Source organism: Arthrobacter phoenicis, from assembly GCF_047238215.1.
In the GTDB taxonomy this organism is placed as follows: Bacteria; Actinomycetota; Actinomycetes; order Actinomycetales; family Micrococcaceae; genus Arthrobacter.
On the sequence record NZ_JBDFMK010000001.1, the window covers coordinates 1,879,026 to 1,898,162 of the forward strand.

The window sequence follows — 19,137 nt, forward strand, 5'->3', positions numbered from 1 at the left end:
CCGGTGCCAAGCCGCCGCCCGCAGTTCACCCTCCCGGCACCGGCTGGTTGGCCGGCGGCGCTACCGTGGCGGCATGGCCGCGAACCTCTTGCATCCGGGCCCGGACGGGCGGCGCGTCTACGTCGCCCTTGGCGATTCCTTCACCGAGGGTGTGGGGGACCGCAGCAAGCACCTGCCCAACGGCGTCCGGGGCTGGGCGGACCGGGTGGCCGAGAGGCTGGCGAAAGCGGACCCGGGCTGGGAGTACGCCAACCTCGCCATCCGCAGCAAACGCCTCCGGCAGATCATCGCCGAGCAGCTGGAACCGGCGCTGGCGATGAAGCCCACCCTGGTGACCCTGTACGCCGGCGGCAACGACCTGCTGGACCTCGGCACCGACATCGAGGACCTGATGGACGACTACGAGGTCCTGGTCCAGCGGCTTACCGCCTCGGGGGCCACCGTGGTGCTTTTCACCGGCTTCGACGTCAAGGTCTCCGTGCTGCTCGAACCCTTCAAGCGCCGCAACACCCTCTACAACCGCCGGGTCCGGGAACTGGCCGACTGGTACGGAGCCGTGCTGGTGGACTACTGGGCCTTCGAGGCTTTCCAGGACCCCAGGATGTGGTACAGCGACCGGCTCCACATGTCCAAGGCCGGCCACAAGTACCTCGCCGCGCAGGTCCTGGACCATCTGGGCGTCCCGCACAGCATCAGCCCCAAGGAATGGGAACCGCCGGCCCCGCTGGGGTTCCGCGACTGGGAACGGCGGCAGCGGCGCTGGGTGCATGACTGGGTGCTGCCGCTGTTCGGCCGGAAACTCCGTGGCGTCACCCTGGGGGACCAGCTCACCCCGCGCTGGCCGCAGCCGGTGCGGGTGCCGGAGAAGGGCGGGCTGAAGAAGCTGCTGGCCTGAGGCCCGGCCTAGCCGTCCAGCAGGTTCTCGAAGCCGGGGGCCACCCGGCTGGCGTGGAACTCCTCGACGTCGAAGTCCGCCACGCCGTTGACGTAGAACGGATCCGCGAGCAGCGCCGCGTCCAGGTCCGCGCGGTCGGCATTCGAGAGCAGGAGCCCGCCGGTCCGGGGAATCTTCCGCCCCGCCACCATGAAGACGCCCCGGTCGAAGGCGTCCTGCAGCCACTGGACGTGCGCGGGCAGGTGGAAATCGACGATCTCTTCGGGCACCTTGTAGGTGAGCGACACGACGTACATAGCGTCAGCGTACCGCCTGGTGCGAAGCCCCGGAACGGCGCCCCGGCAGGGACAGAAACTGTGGAGGATTGAACCGTCAAGCTTCCCGGCTCCTAGAATGGAGCCATGACCGATCCGCGCTGGCTTAACGCCGAGGAACGCCGTGCCTGGCTGGCACAGCTGAGCATCAACACCCTGCTGCCGGCCGCGCTGGACACCCAGCTGCACTCCGCCGGGAAGCTCTCGCTTTTCGACTACAACGTCCTGGCGATGCTCTCCGAGGCGGAGGGCCGCTACTTGCCGATGAGCGAACTCGCCGCCCGCACCAGCGCCTCGCTGTCCCGGCTCTCGCACGTGGTCACCAAACTGCAGAACCGGGGGTGGCTGGAACGCCAGCCCCACCCGGGGGATGCCCGCGTCACCACGGCGCACCTGACGGATGCCGGCCTGGAAACCCTCGTCGGGCTCGCCCCCGCCCACGTGGAAGCGGTGCGCGAGCTCTTCCTCGACGCCCTGGACCCCGACGACGTCGCCGCCCTCGCCCGGATCGGCGAGAAGGTGGTGGCCCGGCTGGACCCCTGCCACTGGATCCTGCGCGAGAACGTACCCGCCGAGGCCGGGTAGTCCGCCCGGGCCTCCTTGGTTGCTTCCGGCAACGGGTGACAGACTGTCTGCATGGATTTCAGCACCCGGTACGTGGCCCTCGGAGACTCCTTTACCGAAGGCGTCGGTGACGACGATCCGGCCCGCCCCAACGGGGTGCGCGGCTGGGCCGACCGGGTCGCCGAGCAGCTCGGCGCCGCGGACCCCGGCTTCGGCTACGCCAACCTCGCTATCCGTGGCCGGAAATTGCGGCAGATCCTGGCCGAACAGGTGGATGCCGCCGTCGCGCTCAACCCCACGCTGGTGACCATCTACGCCGGAGCCAACGACATCCTCCGGCCCAGCATCGACATTGACGGCCTGCTGGCCGACTACGACGCCGCCATCCGCACCCTCACGGCAACCGGCGCCACCGTGGTGATGTTCACCGGCTTCGACGCCCGCGGGTCCAAAGTGTTCAGCACGATGCGCGGCCGCACCGCCATCTACAACGAACTGGTCCGCGGCATCGCGGGGGACCACGGGGCACTCCTGGTGGACTACTGGCGGTTCAGCGAATACTACGACTGGGGCATGTGGGCCACGGACCGGATGCATATGTCCCCGGCCGGCCACGCCACCATGGCCCGGCGGGTCCTCGACGTCCTGGCCCACGAGCATTCCATCGACGTGCCGCCCATGACCCCGGTCCCGGAACTCAGCCGCTCCGAAGCGCTCGCCGCCAACGCCCGCTGGGTCCGCGAATTCGCCGGCCCCTGGGTGATGCGGCGGGTCACCGGGAAGTCCTCCGGCGACGGCCTCGCGCCGCGGTATCCTCAGCTGACCCACCTCTAAGGCGGGGCAGCGCCCGCTGCCCCGATAGAAGGATTGGCACCGTGCAAAGGAGCAGCACCGGATGAACAGCACCCCAGTGACCTTCCCGCCCGGATTCCTTTGGGGCGCCGCCACCGCCGCTTACCAGATCGAGGGCGCGGCCCGGGAAGGCGGGCGCGGCGAATCGATCTGGGACGTCTTCAGCCGGGTGCCCGGCGCCGTGGCGGACGGGCACAACGGCGACGTCGCCTGCGATCACTACCACCGCACGGCGCAGGACATCGCGCTGATGCAGGACCTGAACCTGGCCGCCTACCGGTTCTCGGTCTCCTGGGCCCGCTGCATGCCCGACGGCGTCACCCCCAACCCGGAGGGAATCGCCTTCTACTCGGACCTGGTCGACCGGCTGCTGGCGGCCGGGATCACGCCCTGGATCACCCTCTACCACTGGGACCTGCCCCAGGCGCTGGAGGACAAGGGCGGCTGGGCTGCCCGGGAGACCGCCGAACGGTTCGCGGAGTTCGCGGCCGTGATGCACGGGGCGCTGGGGGACCGGGTCCGGTTCTGGACCACCCTGAACGAACCCTGGGTTTCGGCCTTCCTGGGCTACGCCGCCGGCCTTCATGCCCCCGGCCGCAAGGACCCGTCGGCCGCCCTCGCCGCCGTCCACCACCTGCTGCTGGGCCACGGTTTGGCGGCGCGGGAGATCCGGAGCCGGGACGCCGCCGCCACCGTGGGCATCACCCTGAACCTGACAGTTGCGGACCCGGCGGACCCGGACCGTGAACTGGACCGCGACGCCGCCCGGCGCGCGGACGGCCAATCCAACCGGCTGTTCCTGGATCCGCTCTTCCGGGGCGAGTACCCCGCGGACGTCCTGGCCGACGTCGCGCACCTGGGCATGGCCGACGTCGTCCGGCCCGGAGACCTCGAGCTGATCAGCGCCCCGCTGGACGTCCTGGGCGTCAATTACTACCACGGGAGCGCCTTCACGGCGGAGCCCGGCCTGGACCCCGACCCGTCCTCCCCGATGGTGGCCGCCGACGGCGTGCACGCCGTGCCCCGCGGCCTCTCCGTCACCGGCATGGGCTGGGAAGTCCAGCCCGACGGGCTGCGCCGGCTGCTGGTGCGGCTGCAACGCGACTACACGGGCCTGGCAGGGATTCCGATCTACATCACCGAGAACGGCGCCGCGTACGACGACGAACCGGACGCCGAGGGCTTCGTCAACGACGAGGACCGGCGGAGCTTCTTCGAACAGCACCTCCGCGCGCTGCACGCGGCGATTGCCGAGGGCGTGGACGTGCGCGGCTACTTCGCCTGGTCCCTGCTGGATAACTTCGAGTGGGCCTTCGGCTACCACCAGCGCTTCGGCCTGGTCCGGGTGGAGTACGACACACAGCGCCGGATCCCCAAGGCCAGCGGGCTTTGGTACGCCCGCGTCGCGGCGTCGAACGCCCTGCCGGGCTGACGGCCCGGAGCGCTGACGGCCGGGAACGCTAGGCGCGGAAACCGGGTGTGGCGAGCAGGCCGCCGTCGCGCCTGACCGCGAGGACCTGGACGTCCCAGCCGTCGGTGGCGCGGTTCAGCATCGGGAGCCCTCCCGCCACGATCGCGGTGGCCAGCACGTCGGCGGTCACGATGTCCGCCGCCGCGACAGAAACCTGCAGGAATTCGCTCGGCCCGGTGGCCCGCGTCCAGATGTGGTCGCCGCGTTCGGCCGAGCCCGAGGTGGCCAGCGCCTGCGCGGTGGTGCCGCCGCCCAGCGGGTAGGCGGCCAGCAGGGTTTCGCGGTCCTGCGGGTCCACGATGCCGGCCTGCCAGGTGGCGGCGGTCCCGACAATCGGCGAGCCGGAGACCAGCACGTCGCCGCCGGCGTTGAGGCACCAGTCCGTCAGTCCCAGCGACGACAGGGCGGCCCCGGCCTCCTGGACCGCGTAGCCCTTGACCAACCCGGACAGGTCCGGGGCTCCGTCGGGACGTTCCGGGGTGAAGGCGCCCTCGGTGAGCAGCCGCCAGTCCGCGGCCTCGGCGTAGCGGTCCCGGAAGCCGGCCGAGGTTTCCCCGGGGGTCACCTCCCGGCGGGCCACCCGGCTGGCCTCCGAATCCGGCCGGTAGAGGCTGAACTGCCCGTCGAGCTCGCGGAAGATGCGTTCGACGGCGTCCGCGGCCGTGCCGAGGGCCTCCTCCACCGCGGCCCGGGAGCCGCCGTCGTCGTTCGCTGCCATCGGGACGGTGAGGCCGATGACGGTGCCCATGCACTGGAACGTCCGGGCCTTTAGTGCCGGGCTTTCCGGCTTAGAGGTGGGCCGCATCGAGGGCCGCCTGCAGCGAGGTCAGGTACGCAGAGCTAGTGACGGTGGCACCGCTGATGGTCTGGACGTTGGCGGACTGGGCCTGGAGGACCTCGGAGCGCAGCAGGGGAGCGGCGCGGTTGCTGATCTGCACCGAGCGGCGGTCCTCGTCCGTGAGCTGCAGCGCCTTGACGTCCGTGATCTTGCCGCCGCTGACGATGATCTGCACCTGGACCGAGCCGAACCGGGTCTGTACCGAGTCCCCGGTGAAGGTGCCGCCGGCACTGGAGGAACCGGAGGAGCTGCCGGAGGATCCCGATGAGCCGCTGGTGCCGGTGCCGGAGGACGTGTCCCCGGAGGCTGCGGACCCGGAGGACGAGCCGCCGGCGGAGCTGCCCAGCCCGGACTTGGCGGACCCGGTGCCGGTGGCCCCGGTCCCGGCGGTTCCCGCCGTCGTGCCGACGGCGCTGGCAGATTCGGCCACGTGGGCGCCGGATTGCCAGCCGGCCAAAAGGATCCCGGCGGAAGCCAGGGTCGCTGAAACTACTGCGCGTATTCTCACCAGTCAAACCTTTCGTAGTGGAGCTGTTCTTCCCGCACGCCGGCCTGGCGTGCGTCGTCGAGGACGTTCCGGGCCCAGGCATCCGGGCCGCAGACGTAGATGTCTGAACCGGCAAGGTCGGGAGCGTAGCTGGCCAGCCGGTAGCCGGCGCGGGACTCGCTCTCGGGCAGCCAGGTGCTCACGCCCCGCGGCCGCCGGCCGGTCAGGTGGAACAGGGTGGCCCCGCGCCGCTGGCAGAGGTCCAGGATCTCGTCGCCCAGGTACAGGCCGGACTGGTTGTGGCCGCGGAGGATCACCGTGGCTTCCCCCGGCGCGAAGGGCGTGTTCTCCAGCAGCGCCCGGATGGGGGTGATGCCGATCCCGGCGCCGATGAGGACCACCTTCCGGCGGCTTCGGGAAGCCGAGCTGAACAGCCCGTAAGGGCCCTCCACCGCTACCCTAGTGCCTGGCCGCAGCCGGGCCAGGGCGGCGGAACCGCGGCCCAGGTTCCGGACAGTGATCCGGAGCCTGCCGGCGCCGTCGGCCCCGAACGTCACGGGCTCAGCAGAGAGGCTGAAGGGGTGCGGGTGCCACCACTGGCCGGGGGCCAGGAACCGCCAGATGAAGAAGCGGCCGCCGCTGCCGGCCAGCTCGTCGAGGTGCCGGCCGGTCATTTCGATGCTGACAACGCCGTGGCCGGCGGAGACCACGCGGCTGACCCTCAGCTGGTGCCGGACGGTGGCAACGATCGGCTCCAGGACCCGGTAGTGCGCCAACGCGGCGCCGGTCCCGATGCAGACGGCCAGCCAGTACCAGCGCTGCCAGGTCCCCTCGGCGAAGAGGCCGCCGACGCTGAACTGATGGGGGATGGAGGTCAGGACCGCGGCGTAGGTCAACAGGTGAACCGCGTACCAGAACTCGTACGGGAAGCGGCGGCGCACAGCCACCAGGGAGGTCACGACGACGGCGATGAACAGCAGGATGGAGATGTACGCCAGCCACATGTCCGGCACCTGGACCCAGAGGGACACCGCCTCGCTGACGGGGTCCAGGCCGTCCGCCATCCCGTAGCCGATTGCCAGCAGGACGCCGTGGGCCAGGAGCAGGTAGAGGGCGGGCTTGCCCAGCTTCCGGTGGAATTCAAGGGCCCGGTCGTGGCCGACGGCCCCGTCGATGATGGGCAGCCGCGCCGCTAGCAGCAGCATCAGCAGCACCAGGTCCATGCCGGCGAGGCCGGCCACGATGCCCAGGGCGGTGAACGCGCCGCCGGGAGTGGAGAAGCCGGACGCGCCGCCGTCGGCGAGCCAGAGGGCAATGGCGGCGGCGACGGAGGACCAGGCGATGACCGTGAGCAGGTCGCCCCTGAACATCCGCCGGCGGTGCTGCGCCGCGAACGGGTTGCCGCCGGCCCCGGCCCGCCGGGCGAGGGGCTGCTGAGCAGTCTGGGTCGATGTGTTCATGGATCCAGAATCTGCCCGTTCCCTTTCGTTTTGCTGTGAAAGAACTGCGCCCCGCTTAAGTCTTCGCTGCAGGCCGGGCGGACCGCCTTATACACCCTCGGACCCCCGGATTGGTCTTTAATTCCACGAGATCGTAGACTTGGTAGGCGCTAGGTGGCGCGGAGCGTGGGCAATTGCTCCGGTTGACGGGAAAATCTGCAGTGCAGACAGCCCCGAAGGCCGGTAGTTAGGGGCTCAAGTTGCGCGCGTTCCTGTATTCGCCCGGCATCCCGGTACCGCAGTGAAGGCTTACGAGTTCTCCCTGACGGTTATCTCGGACTCCTTCATTGGCTCCCTCGCAGCACGGTTTCGGCCGTCGTCGTGAGGGGCCCGTTCGAGGAGAGCTGGCGGCGGACGCTGCCTATCGCACGGTAACGCGGAACTCCGCCTGCCGTTTCATTTATTTTCATGAGGAGAGTCGTCATGGCAGCACACTGCCAGGTGACCGGAGCCGAGCCGGGCTTTGGACACAGCATTTCGCACTCGCACCGCCGCAACAAGCGCCGGTTCGACCCGAACATCCAGAAGAAGCGCTACTGGGTTCCGTCCCTGCGCCGTAATGTCACCCTGCAGGTCTCTGCACGTGGCATCAAGACCATCGACGTACGCGGCATCGACGTTGTCGTCGCCGACATCCTGGCACGAGGAGTGAAGCTCTAGTGGCAAAGGACAAGGACGTACGTCCGATCATCAAGCTCAAGTCGACCGCGGGCACGGGTTACACCTACGTGACGCGCAAGAACCGTCGTAACGACCCGGACCGCATGGTCCTGCGGAAGTACGATCCCAAGATCCGCAAGCACGTCGAATTCCGAGAGGAGCGCTAAGCACATGGCTAAGAAGTCAATGATCGCTAAGAACGAACAGCGTAAAGTCATCGTCGAGCGCTATGCTGCAAAGCGCCTCGAACTGAAGAAGGCCCTGGTCGACCCCAACTCGACCGACGAAGCCCGCGAAGCTGCACGCCTCGGCCTGCAGAAGCTGCCGCGCAACGCTTCCCCGGTCCGCCTCCGCAACCGCGACATCATCGATGGCCGCCCGCGTGGCACCTTCCAGAAGTTCGGCATCTCCCGTGTTCGCTTCCGCGACATGGCTCACCGCGGTGAGCTCCCGGGCATCACGAAGTCTTCCTGGTAATTCAGCACTCCTGAAGCCAGTGGCTTAAGAGGGGCCGGCAACCGTCATGGTTGCCGGCCCCTTGTGCGTTAAGCCGTCTGCGCTGGCTGCCGGTTCCGGTCCCGTGTTCGCGGGGTGGTGACCGAGCGCACACGGACGGGTTTTGCGCACGACGGCGGTTGTTTCGGCCGCGATGGGGCGCTGCGTCCCGGATTTCAGGGGTTTTTAGGGGCGGGGGTGGGTCTTCGGGGCGCGATTTGTGTGGTCCGGTGTTCGTGTGTAAAGTTATTCGAGTCGCCGCCGCTGAAGCGGAAAGATGGCGACCGACCCCCTGATGAACAGCCTGAAAAATGGTGCGGAATTCTGCGCCGGTTTTTCGGGTGGGGACCCTTCCATTGCGTGGGATTCGGCGAGTACGCCGGTTTGCATTGCGGTTGGTGATCGGGTAAGTTTGAAAAGTTGCTCCGGAGCGAGTCGCGGTCCCTTGAGGGGTTGTGGTGGTGCCGGGTGTGTCTGTTGTTTGAGAACTCAATAGTGTGCCAAGTTTGTTGATACCGATTGTTTTATTGATTGGTTGATTATGCTGTGTTGTCCACCCCGTGGATGGCATGGTTTTCAGCTGGTTTCAAATTTTGTGCAGCATGTTGTCGCCGTTTTCCCGGTGGTGCGTGTTGTGTCTGTTTGTTTTCAACGGAGAGTTTGATCCTGGCTCAGGATGAACGCTGGCGGCGTGCTTAACACATGCAAGTCGAACGATGATCCGGTGCTTGCACCGGGGATTAGTGGCGAACGGGTGAGTAACACGTGAGTAACCTGCCCTTAACTCTGGGATAAGCCTGGGAAACTGGGTCTAATACCGGATATGACTCCTCATCGCATGGTGGGGGGTGGAAAGCTTTTGTGGTTTTGGATGGACTCGCGGCCTATCAGCTTGTTGGTGAGGTAATGGCTCACCAAGGCGACGACGGGTAGCCGGCCTGAGAGGGTGACCGGCCACACTGGGACTGAGACACGGCCCAGACTCCTACGGGAGGCAGCAGTGGGGAATATTGCACAATGGGCGGAAGCCTGATGCAGCGACGCCGCGTGAGGGATGACGGCCTTCGGGTTGTAAACCTCTTTCAGTAGGGAAGAAGCGAAAGTGACGGTACCTGCAGAAGAAGCGCCGGCTAACTACGTGCCAGCAGCCGCGGTAATACGTAGGGCGCAAGCGTTATCCGGAATTATTGGGCGTAAAGAGCTCGTAGGCGGTTTGTCGCGTCTGCCGTGAAAGTCCGGGGCTCAACTCCGGATCTGCGGTGGGTACGGGCAGACTAGAGTGATGTAGGGGAGACTGGAATTCCTGGTGTAGCGGTGAAATGCGCAGATATCAGGAGGAACACCGATGGCGAAGGCAGGTCTCTGGGCATTAACTGACGCTGAGGAGCGAAAGCATGGGGAGCGAACAGGATTAGATACCCTGGTAGTCCATGCCGTAAACGTTGGGCACTAGGTGTGGGGGACATTCCACGTTTTCCGCGCCGTAGCTAACGCATTAAGTGCCCCGCCTGGGGAGTACGGCCGCAAGGCTAAAACTCAAAGGAATTGACGGGGGCCCGCACAAGCGGCGGAGCATGCGGATTAATTCGATGCAACGCGAAGAACCTTACCAAGGCTTGACATGAACCGGTAAGACCTGGAAACAGGTCCCCCACTTGTGGTCGGTTTACAGGTGGTGCATGGTTGTCGTCAGCTCGTGTCGTGAGATGTTGGGTTAAGTCCCGCAACGAGCGCAACCCTCGTTCCATGTTGCCAGCGCGTTATGGCGGGGACTCATGGGAGACTGCCGGGGTCAACTCGGAGGAAGGTGGGGACGACGTCAAATCATCATGCCCCTTATGTCTTGGGCTTCACGCATGCTACAATGGCCGGTACAAAGGGTTGCGATACTGTGAGGTGGAGCTAATCCCAAAAAGCCGGTCTCAGTTCGGATTGGGGTCTGCAACTCGACCCCATGAAGTCGGAGTCGCTAGTAATCGCAGATCAGCAACGCTGCGGTGAATACGTTCCCGGGCCTTGTACACACCGCCCGTCAAGTCACGAAAGTTGGTAACACCCGAAGCCGGTGGCCTAACCCCTTGTGGGAGGGAGCTGTCGAAGGTGGGACTGGCGATTGGGACTAAGTCGTAACAAGGTAGCCGTACCGGAAGGTGCGGCTGGATCACCTCCTTTCTAAGGAGCGCCTACAACAACCCCGCCTGGTCTATGTACTGGTGTGGTGGTGTTGTCAGGAGTAGGCCCGTTGCGCAGACGTTTGTTCTGCGGCGGGTGCTCATGGGTGGAATATCAACGAATAGGTGCCTGTCGGGTTTTTGCCGGTGTTAGTACGGAAGACGCACTCCTCTTTGTGGGGTGGGTGTTCCTGGAACGCTTCGGTGGAGGTTCGGGTGGGTAGTGTTTGGCACACTGTTGGGTCCTGAGACAACAGGACCATGGCCTGTGTCTGCCTCCTTTTGGGGGTGGGTGCGGGGTGTGGGTTTTGTGTGTTTCTGGCTTCCTGGCTGCGACGCCCTGTGCGCTGTCGACCTTCTGCTTTTGGCAGGGGGTTGGTGTGTGGGGTGTGTGGTACGGGGTTGTTGTTTGAGAACTACATAGTGGACGCGAGCATCTTTTATAAGAAGCAATTTCCAAGAATATGAACCTGGATCTGGCTGCGCTTGATGGTACTGCCCTTGGGTGGTGTTGTTGTGGTGTGGTTGGTTTCTGTGGTTCTCTCGAAATTACTCCTTGATCTTTTGTGGTCAAGTTTTTAAGAGCACACGGTGGATGCCTTGGCATTAGGAGCCGAAGAAGGACGTAGGAATCTGCGATAAGCCTGGGGGAGTCGATAACCGGACTGTGATCCCAGGGTGTCCGAATGGGGAAACCCCGCCAGGGGCGCGAGTTGCCTGGTGACCCGCATCTGAACACATAGGGTGCGTGGAGGGAACGCGGGGAAGTGAAACATCTCAGTACCCGCAGGAAGAGAAAACAATAGTGATTCCGTTAGTAGTGGCGAGCGAACGCGGATCAGGCTAAACCGTTCCATGTGTGATAGCCGGCGGGCGTTGCATGGTCGGGGTTGTGGGACTTTCCGTTCTGTCTCTGCCGGGACAGTGGGGTGAGAGCGTGGGCATAGGTGAACGGTCTTGAAAGGCCGGCCAGAGAGGGTGTGAGCCCCGTAACCGAAATGTTTTTTACGCCGCCTGGAGAGTATCCCAAGTAGCACGGGGCCCGAGAAATCCCGTGCGAATCTGTCAGGACCACCTGATAAGCCTAAATACTCCCTAATGACCGATAGCGGACCAGTACCGTGAGGGAAAGGTGAAAAGTACCCCGGGAGGGGAGTGAAACAGTACCTGAAACCGTGTGCTTACAATCCGTCGGAGCAGCCTTGTAGTTGTGACGGCGTGCCTTTTGAAGAATGAGCCTGCGAGTTAGTGTTACGTCGCGAGGTTAACCCGTGTGGGGAAGCCGTAGCGAAAGCGAGTCTGAATAGGGCGTTGCAGTGGCGTGATCTAGACCCGAAGCGAAGTGATCTACCCATGGCCAGGTTGAAGCGACGGTAAGACGTCGTGGAGGACCGAACCCACTTCAGTTGAAAATGGAGGGGATGAGCTGTGGGTAGGGGTGAAAGGCCAATCAAACTTCGTGATAGCTGGTTCTCCCCGAAATGCATTTAGGTGCAGCGTTGCGTGTTTCTTATCGGAGGTAGAGCTACTGGATGGCTAATGGGCCCTACAAGGTTACTGACGTCAGCCAAACTCCGAATGCCGGTAAGTGAGAGCGCAGCAGTGAGACTGTGGGGGATAAGCTTCATAGTCGAGAGGGAAACAGCCCAGACCACCAACTAAGGCCCCTAAGCGTGTGCTAAGTGGGAAAGGATGTGGAGTTGCGAAGACAACCAGGAGGTTGGCTTAGAAGCAGCCATCCTTAAAAGAGTGCGTAATAGCTCACTGGTCAAGTGATTCCGCGCCGACAATGTAGCGGGGCTCAAGTACACCGCCGAAGTTGTGGCATTCAGATTTTTGCTAAGCCCTTGTGGTTCAGGCGTCTGGATGGGTAGGGGAGCGTCGTGTGGGCAGTGAAGTCGCGGTGTAAACCAGCGGTGGAGCCTACACGAGTGAGAATGCAGGCATGAGTAGCGAAAGACGGGTGAGAAACCCGTCCGCCGAATGATCAAGGGTTCCAGGGTCAAGCTAATCTGCCCTGGGTAAGTCGGGACCTAAGGCGAGGCCGACAGGCGTAGTCGATGGACAACGGGTTGATATTCCCGTACCGGCGAAAAACCGCCCATGTTGAACAGGGGATACTAACCGCCCGAGACCTGCCCGATCATCCTTGTGGTGTGAGGGTTTTGGTGGAGCGCGGGACCGAAACCTGGGAGGCAAGCGTATTAACAGGTGTGACGCAGGAAGGTAGCCGGGCCGGGCGATGGTTGCCCCGGTCTAAGGATGTAGGGCGAACGGTAGGCAAATCCGCTGTTCATGATGCCTGAGACCCGATGGGACCCCCGTATGGGGGGATCCGGTGATCCTATGCTGCCGAGAAAAGCATCGACGCGAGGTTTTAGCCGCCCGTACCCCAAACCGACACAGGTGATCAGGTAGAGAATACTAAGGCGATCGAGAGAATTATGGTTAAGGAACTCGGCAAAATGCCCCCGTAACTTCGGGAGAAGGGGGGCCCCTATCGTGATGGACACAAGCTGTCCGGAGCGTGGCGGGGCCGCAGAGACCAGGGGGAAGCGACTGTTTACTAAAAACACAGGTCCGTGCGAAGTCGCAAGACGATGTATACGGACTGACTCCTGCCCGGTGCTGGAAGGTTAAGAGGACCGGTTAGCCGCAAGGCGAAGCTGAGAATTTAAGCCCCAGTAAACGGCGGTGGTAACTATAACCATCCTAAGGTAGCGAAATTCCTTGTCGGGTAAGTTCCGACCTGCACGAATGGAGTAACGACTTCCCCGCTGTCTCAACCATAAACTCGGCGAAATTGCAGTACGAGTAAAGATGCTCGTTACGCGCAGCAGGACGGAAAGACCCCGAGACCTTTACTATAGTTTGGTATTGGTGTTCGGAGTGGCTTGTGTAGGATAGGTGGGAGACGTTGAAGCCCGGACGCCAGTTCGGGTGGAGTCATCGTTGAAATACCACTCTGGTCACTTTGGACATCTAACTTCGGCCCGTAATCCGGGTCAGGGACAGTGCCTGATGGGTAGTTTAACTGGGGCGGTTGCCTCCTAAAAAGTAACGGAGGCGCCCAAAGGTTCCCTCAGCCTGGTTGGCAATCAGGTGTCGAGTGTAAGTGCACAAGGGAGCTTGACTGTGAGAGAGACATCTCGAGCAGGGACGAAAGTCGGGACTAGTGATCCGGCGGTACATTGTGGAATGGCCGTCGCTCAACGGATAAAAGGTACCTCGGGGATAACAGGCTGATCTTGCCCAAGAGTCCATATCGACGGCATGGTTTGGCACCTCGATGTCGGCTCGTCGCATCCTGGGGCTGGAGTAGGTCCCAAGGGTTGGGCTGTTCGCCCATTAAAGCGGTACGCGAGCTGGGTTTAGAACGTCGTGAGACAGTTCGGTCCCTATCCGCTGCGCGCGCAGGAAATTTGAGAAGGGCTGTCCTTAGTACGAGAGGACCGGGACGGACGAACCTCTGGTGTGTCAGTTGTACTGCCAAGTGCACCGCTGATTAGCTACGTTCGGATGGGATAACCGCTGAAAGCATCTAAGCGGGAAGCTCGCTTCAAGATGAGATTTCCATACACCTTGTGTGTGAGAGGCCCCCAGCCAGACCACTGGGTTGATAGGCCGGATGTGGAAGCGAGGACTAAAGACTCGTGAAGCTGACCGGTACTAATAGGCCGATAACTTACACCACACACCACCCCCAAACACTGTTTGCCGGGGTGGGTATGAAGAACAAGACTGCTTGCGTCCACTATGTGGTTCCCAACCAACAAACCCACCACGGGTGAGTTGCGTTGCACGGAACCGAATATAATTGAATACAACACCACACTGCCCTAAAAAGCAGAGTTGTAACCAAAAGTCTTCCCACCAACCCCGCACGGGGTTCGGTCCGGGTAACAGGGTTACGGCGGTCATAGCGTGGGGGAAACGCCCGGTCCCATTCCGAACCCGGAAGCTAAGACCCACAGCGCCGATGGTACTGCACCCGGGAGGGTGTGGGAGAGTAGGTCACCGCCGGACAACCATTAGGTCGAGAGCCTCCAACCACACGGTTGGAGGCTCTCCCACTTTAAGCAACCATTCGCTACTGCTTCGCGGGCTCCGCCCTGGCCTCTGCCTCGGGCCGGCCGTTGAACCGGCGCCGGTGTAGCCACGCCAGGACCTCGACTAACGCCCCGCCGCCCAGACCCGACCCCAGTGCGGCCAGCAGCAACGGCTCCGGCGGCCAGCCAAGGATGAAGAAGTCCTGGGCCAGCGGCACTCCCAGCAGGACAACCAGCGCGGCGGCCATCGCCGCCAGTACACCCAGCCGGCCGGCGTTCAGCGGCCGTGCCACGGCACTCAGGATCCACAGCCCGACGATGGACAGGGTGAGGACCGCCGCCGAGCGAAGGTCCTCCGCACGCGGCGCCGGATCCGCCGTCGTCGACGCCGCCGTGACCGCAATCAGCGAGGCCGTGACGATCAGCCCCGCAGGCACGGAGAACCACAGGGAACGCCGGAGGAAGCCGGCACGGTAGCGGCGGGCGTTGGGCATCAGGGCCAGGAAGAAGGCCGGGATCCCGATGGTCAGTCCGTCGGTGAAGGACAGCTGGCGGGGCAGGAACGGGAAGGGCCACTGCAGCAGCGCGAAGCTCGCGGCGATGGCCACGGCGTAGGCCGTCTTGCTGAGGAACAAGCTGGAGACCCGTTCGATGTTGGCGATGACGCGCCGGCCCTCCGCTACCACTTCCGGCAACCGGTCGAAGCGGCCATCCAGGAGCACCAGGCGGGCGACGGCTTTGGTGGCTGGTGCCGCCGAGTTCACGGCAATGCCCAAGTCCGCGGTCTTCAGGGCCAGGGCGTCGTTGACTCCGTCGCCGGTCATGGCGACCGTGTGCCCGCGCCGCTGGAGGGCGGCCACCATGTCGCGCTTCTGGTGGGGGCTGACCCGGCCGAACACCGTGTTCGCTTCCATCACCTCCGCGAGCCGTTCCGGATCCTCGGGAAGGGTCCGGGCATCGACGCCGTGGGGAACCGTCAGCCCCACCCGGCGGGCGATGGCGGCAACCGTTCCCGGTTCGTCGCCGGAGATGATCTTCACCGTCACGCCCTCCGCCCGGAAGTATTCCAGGGTGGTTGCGGCCTCAGCCCGGGGCTGCTCGCGGAAGGTCAGCAGGGCCACCGGGCGCACGGATGCGGGCAACGCGCCGTCGTCCGTTCCCTGCCGGGGCAGGCCGGATGCCTGGGCGAGGAGGAGGGTGCGGAGACCGCCGGCGGCGAGGTCCCCGGCCTGGTGGAGGGCGGCGGCCGCGGCGTCTGGCGCGTCCCCCGCCGACGCAGGCTCTCCGACTGGTTGCACCGTTGCTGCGGTACCCGGGGCAAGGAGGATGTCGGGGGCGCCAAGGACCCACGTCGAGGTGGTGCCGATGCCGGCGTCGAACGTGGCGCCGCTCCACTTGCGGGCGGAGGAGAACGGGACGTAGGACACGGAGCGGAAGCCGCCGTCGTCCTCGAAGGCGAGCTCCATGCTGCGCGCGGTCGCATTCGCCTCCGGTTCCGAGGCGAACCAGCCCAGCGCGTGCTCCCACCCCGGCGGCGGGTCCGGCAGCAGCTGGTGCACGGCGTCGAACCTGAGGCCGCCTTCGGTGAGGGTGCCGGTCTTGTCCAGGCAGAGGACATCCACCCTTGCCAATCCCTCGACCGCGGCGAGCTCCTGGATCAGGACCTTGTGCGCGGCCAGACGGAGACCGCCGACGGCGAAGGCCACGCTGGTCAGCAGCACGAGGCCCAGGGGGACCATGGCGATGACGCTGGCGATCACGCCGACGACGGCGGGTACCCATGCCCCGTCGACGGTCACAGACTGCCAGCCGCCCCTGGCCTGCATCTCCCCGGTAGCCACCAGTAGGGCGACGGGCAGGATGGCCCAGGCGATCCAGCGGAGGACACGGTTCAGGCTGTTGCGGATCTCGGACTGCACCAGGGAGAAACGCCGCGCATCCGCCGTGATCCGGCTGGAGAACGATTCCGCACCTACCCGCACCACCCGTGCATGGCCCCGGCCGGCAACCACCAGCGACCCGGACAACACCTCAGACCCTGTTGCCTTGTCCACGGGGTCGGACTCACCCGTCAGCAGGGATTCATCCGCCTCGAGCCCGGAGGACTCAACCACCTCAGCGTCGGCGGTCACCTGGTCGCCGGCCCGGAGGATCAGGACATCGTCCCGCACCACCTCCGCGGTGGGAATCTCGACGGGCAGTCCATCACGGAGGACCCGCGCCTGCGGAGCATCGAGGATTGCCAGCCGGTCGAGGGAGCGTTTGGCTCGGAACTCCTGCACGACGCCTATCACCGCGTTGCCGGCGGCCGCGAGACCGAACAGCGCGTCCTGCCACCGGCCCAGCAGCAACAGGATCAGGAAGCTGCCCCCGACGATGGCATTGAAGAGCGTGAGGACGTTGGCCTTGAAGATCTCCCAGAGACTGCGGCTGGACCGGTCCTGCACCTTGTTGTCCAGACCCCGCTTTACGCGGTCCGCCACCTCGCGGTGATTCAGGCCGGGTCCGGGGGAGCGGGCACACGCGCATCCACCGTTCGTGTCTTCTGGCGCCGGCGTTCTGCCCTCACACCCCGATGGTAGACGCAGCGGGCCTAGGAGTGACGCAGCATACAGGCAGCCCTTTCCCCACAACTGGGCCTTCGATGGCCCGCTGGGGCGCTGCAAGGGCCGAAAGTCCGCGGGTTTCCGGGGTTTGCTCCGGCCGGGGTGGGCCCTTCGGCCCGGGTTTGCAGACGCGCCCGGCGGGGTGTATTGTTTTCTAAGTCGCCGCGAGGGAGACCAGCCGAGAGGCCGGGAACCGAAGGCGGCCAAACCCCCAAAAAACTACAAGACCAAAATCTTGGACAATCTTTTGACCACTATTTTTGGCTGGGGCTGATGCATCTCCTGAATCTGGTTCGAGAAAGTCGAATTTGCTTCGGAGAAGGACATCGGGTAAGTTTGAAAAGTTGCTCCGGAGCGAGTCGCGGCCCTTGTGGGTTGTGGTGGTGCCGGGTGTGTCTGTTGTTTGAGAACTCAATAGTGTGCCAAGTTTGTTGATACCGATTGTTTTATTGATTGGTTGATTATGCTGTGTTGTCCACCCCGTGGATGGCACGGTTTTCAGCTGGTTTCAAATTTTGTGCAGCATGTTGTCGCCGTTTTCCCGGTGGTGCGTGTTGTGTCTGTTTGTTTTCAACGGAGAGTTTGATCCTGGCTCAGGATGAACGCTGGCGGCGTGCTTAACACATGCAAGTCGAACGATGATCCCCAGCTTGCTGGGGGGATTAGTGGCGAACGGGTGAGTAACACGTGAGTAACCTGCCCTTAACTCTGGGATAAGCCTGGGAAACTGGGTCTAATACCGGATATGACTCCTCATCGCATGGTGGGGGGTGGAAAGCTTTTGTGGTTTTGGATGGACTCGCGGCCTATCAGCTTGTTGGTGAGGTAATGGCTCACCAAGGCGACGACGGGTAGCCGGCCTGAGAGGGTGACCGGCCACACTGGGACTGAGACACGGCCCAGACTCCTACGGGAGGCAGCAGTGGGGAATATTGCACAATGGGCGGAAGCCTGATGCAGCGACGCCGCGTGAGGGATGACGGCCTTCGGGTTGTAAACCTCTTTCAGTAGGGAAGAAGCGAAAGTGACGGTACCTGCAGAAGAAGCGCCGGCTAACTACGTGCCAGCAGCCGCGGTAATACGTAGGGCGCAAGCGTTATCCGGAATTATTGGGCGTAAAGAGCTCGTAGGCGGTTTGTCGCGTCTGCCGTGAAAGTCCGGGGCTCAACTCCGGATCTGCGGTGGGTACGGGCAGACTAGAGTGATGTAGGGGAGACTGGAATTCCTGGTGTAGCGGTGAAATGCGCAGATATCAGGAGGAACACCGATGGCGAAGGCAGGTCTCTGGGCATTAACTGACGCTGAGGAGCGAAAGCATGGGGAGCGAACAGGATTAGATACCCTGGTAGTCCATGCCGTAAACGTTGGGCACTAGGTGTGGGGGACATTCCACGTTTTCCGCGCCGTAGCTAACGCATTAAGTGCCCCGCCTGGGGAGTACGGCCGCAAGGCTAAAACTCAAAGGAATTGACGGGGGCCCGCACAAGCGGCGGAGCATGCGGATTAATTCGATGCAACGCGAAGAACCTTACCAAGGCTTGACATGAACCGGTAAGACCTGGAAACAGGTCCCCCACTTGTGGTCGGTTTACAGGTGGTGCATGGTTGTCGTCAGCTCGTGTCGTGAGATGTTGGGTTAAGTCCCGCAACGAGCGCAACCCTCGTTCCATGTTGCCAGCGCGTTATGGCGGGGACTCATGGGAGACTGCCGGGGTCAACTCGGAGGAAGGTGGGGACGACGTCAAATCATCATGCCCCTTATGTCTTGGGCTTCACGCATGCTACAATGGCCGGTACAAAGGGTTGCGATACTGTGAGGTGGAGCTAATCCCAAAAAGCCGGTCTCAGTTCGGATTGGGGTCTGCAACTCGACCCCATGAAGTCGGAGTCGCTAGTAATCGCAGATCAGCAACGCTGCGGTGAATACGTTCCCGGGCCTTGTACACACCGCCCGTCAAGTCACGAAAGTTGGTAACACCCGAAGCCGGTGGCCTAACCCCTTGTGGGAGGGAGCTGTCGAAGGTGGGACTGGCGATTGGGACTAAGTCGTAACAAGGTAGCCGTACCGGAAGGTGCGGCTGGATCACCTCCTTTCTAAGGAGCGCCTACAACAACCCCGCCTGGTCTAAGTACTGGTGTGGTGGTGTTGTCAGGAGTAGGCCCGTTGCGCAGACGCAAGTTCTGCGGCGGGTGCTCATGGGTGGAATATCAATGAATAGGTGCCTGTCGGGGTTTT

General features: G+C 63.7%; 12 protein-coding genes and 4 rRNA genes. 11 read left to right on the forward strand and 5 right to left on the reverse strand.

The window, feature by feature from the left end:
* Positions 1 to 73 precede the first annotated feature (73 nt).
* On the forward strand, positions 74 to 895 hold the full coding sequence (locus ABC337_RS08790; protein ID WP_412884291.1) for an SGNH/GDSL hydrolase family protein: 822 nt from the start codon (positions 74 to 76) through the stop codon (positions 893 to 895).
* Positions 896 to 903: 8 nt separating this feature from the next.
* Here ABC337_RS08790 and ABC337_RS08795 read toward each other — a convergent pair whose 3' ends face one another.
* Positions 904 to 1,191, reverse strand: coding sequence for a YciI family protein (locus tag ABC337_RS08795; protein ID WP_412884290.1), 288 nt, complete (start codon positions 1,189 to 1,191; stop codon positions 904 to 906).
* Positions 1,192 to 1,296: 105 nt separating this feature from the next.
* Here ABC337_RS08795 and ABC337_RS08800 point away from each other — a divergent pair, with 105 nt between their 5' ends.
* From ABC337_RS08800 to ABC337_RS08810, 3 genes are all read left to right on the forward strand, one after another.
* Positions 1,297 to 1,794, forward strand: coding sequence for a MarR family winged helix-turn-helix transcriptional regulator (locus tag ABC337_RS08800; RefSeq protein ID WP_412884289.1), 498 nt, complete (start codon positions 1,297 to 1,299; stop codon positions 1,792 to 1,794).
* Between the two features lie 51 nt (positions 1,795 to 1,845).
* Entirely contained in the window at positions 1,846 to 2,607 is a 762-nt protein-coding gene (locus ABC337_RS08805) for an SGNH/GDSL hydrolase family protein (RefSeq protein WP_412884288.1), read from the forward strand.
* A gap of 61 nt (positions 2,608 to 2,668) precedes the next feature.
* On the forward strand, positions 2,669 to 4,057 hold the full coding sequence (locus tag ABC337_RS08810; RefSeq protein ID WP_412884287.1) for a GH1 family beta-glucosidase: 1,389 nt from the start codon (positions 2,669 to 2,671) through the stop codon (positions 4,055 to 4,057).
* Between the two features lie 28 nt (positions 4,058 to 4,085).
* Here ABC337_RS08810 and ABC337_RS08815 read toward each other — a convergent pair whose 3' ends face one another.
* From ABC337_RS08815 to ABC337_RS08825, 3 genes are read right to left on the reverse strand one after another with little or no spacing between them, the layout of a single operon-like run.
* Positions 4,086 to 4,844, reverse strand: a complete 759-nt coding sequence (locus ABC337_RS08815; RefSeq protein ID WP_412884286.1) for an FAD:protein FMN transferase — start codon at positions 4,842 to 4,844, stop codon at positions 4,086 to 4,088.
* 40 nt (positions 4,845 to 4,884) lie between these two features.
* A complete protein-coding gene (locus ABC337_RS08820; protein WP_412884285.1) occupies positions 4,885 to 5,442 on the reverse strand; it encodes an FMN-binding protein in 558 nt (185 codons plus the stop codon).
* Positions 5,439 to 6,881 carry a ferredoxin reductase family protein gene (locus ABC337_RS08825; RefSeq protein WP_412884284.1) on the reverse strand — a complete coding sequence of 481 codons (1,443 nt, stop codon included), beginning with the start codon at positions 6,879 to 6,881 and terminating at the stop codon, positions 5,439 to 5,441. The genes ABC337_RS08820 and ABC337_RS08825 overlap by 4 nt, the downstream gene beginning before the upstream one ends.
* A gap of 462 nt (positions 6,882 to 7,343) precedes the next feature.
* On the opposite strand from ABC337_RS08825, the gene rpmB reads away from it, so the two are divergent.
* The 6 genes from rpmB (at position 7,344) to rrf (ending at position 14,272) form a co-directional block, all read left to right on the forward strand.
* Positions 7,344 to 7,580: a 50S ribosomal protein L28 gene (gene rpmB, locus ABC337_RS08830; RefSeq protein ID WP_056737118.1), complete on the forward strand. Its 237-nt coding sequence runs from the start codon at positions 7,344 to 7,346 to the stop codon at positions 7,578 to 7,580.
* Positions 7,580 to 7,747, forward strand: coding sequence for a 50S ribosomal protein L33 (gene rpmG, locus ABC337_RS08835; protein WP_290257284.1), 168 nt, complete (start codon positions 7,580 to 7,582; stop codon positions 7,745 to 7,747). The genes rpmB and rpmG overlap by 1 nt, the downstream gene beginning before the upstream one ends.
* Positions 7,748 to 7,751: 4 nt before the next feature.
* Positions 7,752 to 8,057 carry a 30S ribosomal protein S14 gene (rpsN, locus tag ABC337_RS08840; RefSeq protein ID WP_043485315.1) on the forward strand — a complete coding sequence of 102 codons (306 nt, stop codon included), beginning with the start codon at positions 7,752 to 7,754 and terminating at the stop codon, positions 8,055 to 8,057.
* A gap of 666 nt (positions 8,058 to 8,723) precedes the next feature.
* Positions 8,724 to 10,247, forward strand: a 16S ribosomal RNA gene (locus tag ABC337_RS08845).
* A 567-nt stretch (positions 10,248 to 10,814) separates the two neighbouring features.
* Positions 10,815 to 13,940 (forward strand): 23S ribosomal RNA (locus ABC337_RS08850).
* A 215-nt stretch (positions 13,941 to 14,155) separates the two neighbouring features.
* Positions 14,156 to 14,272: ribosomal RNA gene (gene rrf, locus ABC337_RS08855) — 5S ribosomal RNA — on the forward strand.
* The 16S, 23S and 5S rRNA genes sit together here, the layout of an rRNA operon.
* Before the next feature lie 64 nt (positions 14,273 to 14,336).
* Here the strand turns inward: rrf and ABC337_RS08860 are convergent.
* Positions 14,337 to 16,778 carry an HAD-IC family P-type ATPase gene (locus tag ABC337_RS08860; RefSeq protein ID WP_412884283.1) on the reverse strand — a complete coding sequence of 814 codons (2,442 nt, stop codon included), beginning with the start codon at positions 16,776 to 16,778 and terminating at the stop codon, positions 14,337 to 14,339.
* 693 nt (positions 16,779 to 17,471) lie between these two features.
* Here ABC337_RS08860 and ABC337_RS08865 point away from each other — a divergent pair.
* Positions 17,472 to 18,995, forward strand: a 16S ribosomal RNA gene (locus ABC337_RS08865).
* Positions 18,996 to 19,137: the final 142 nt, after the last annotated feature.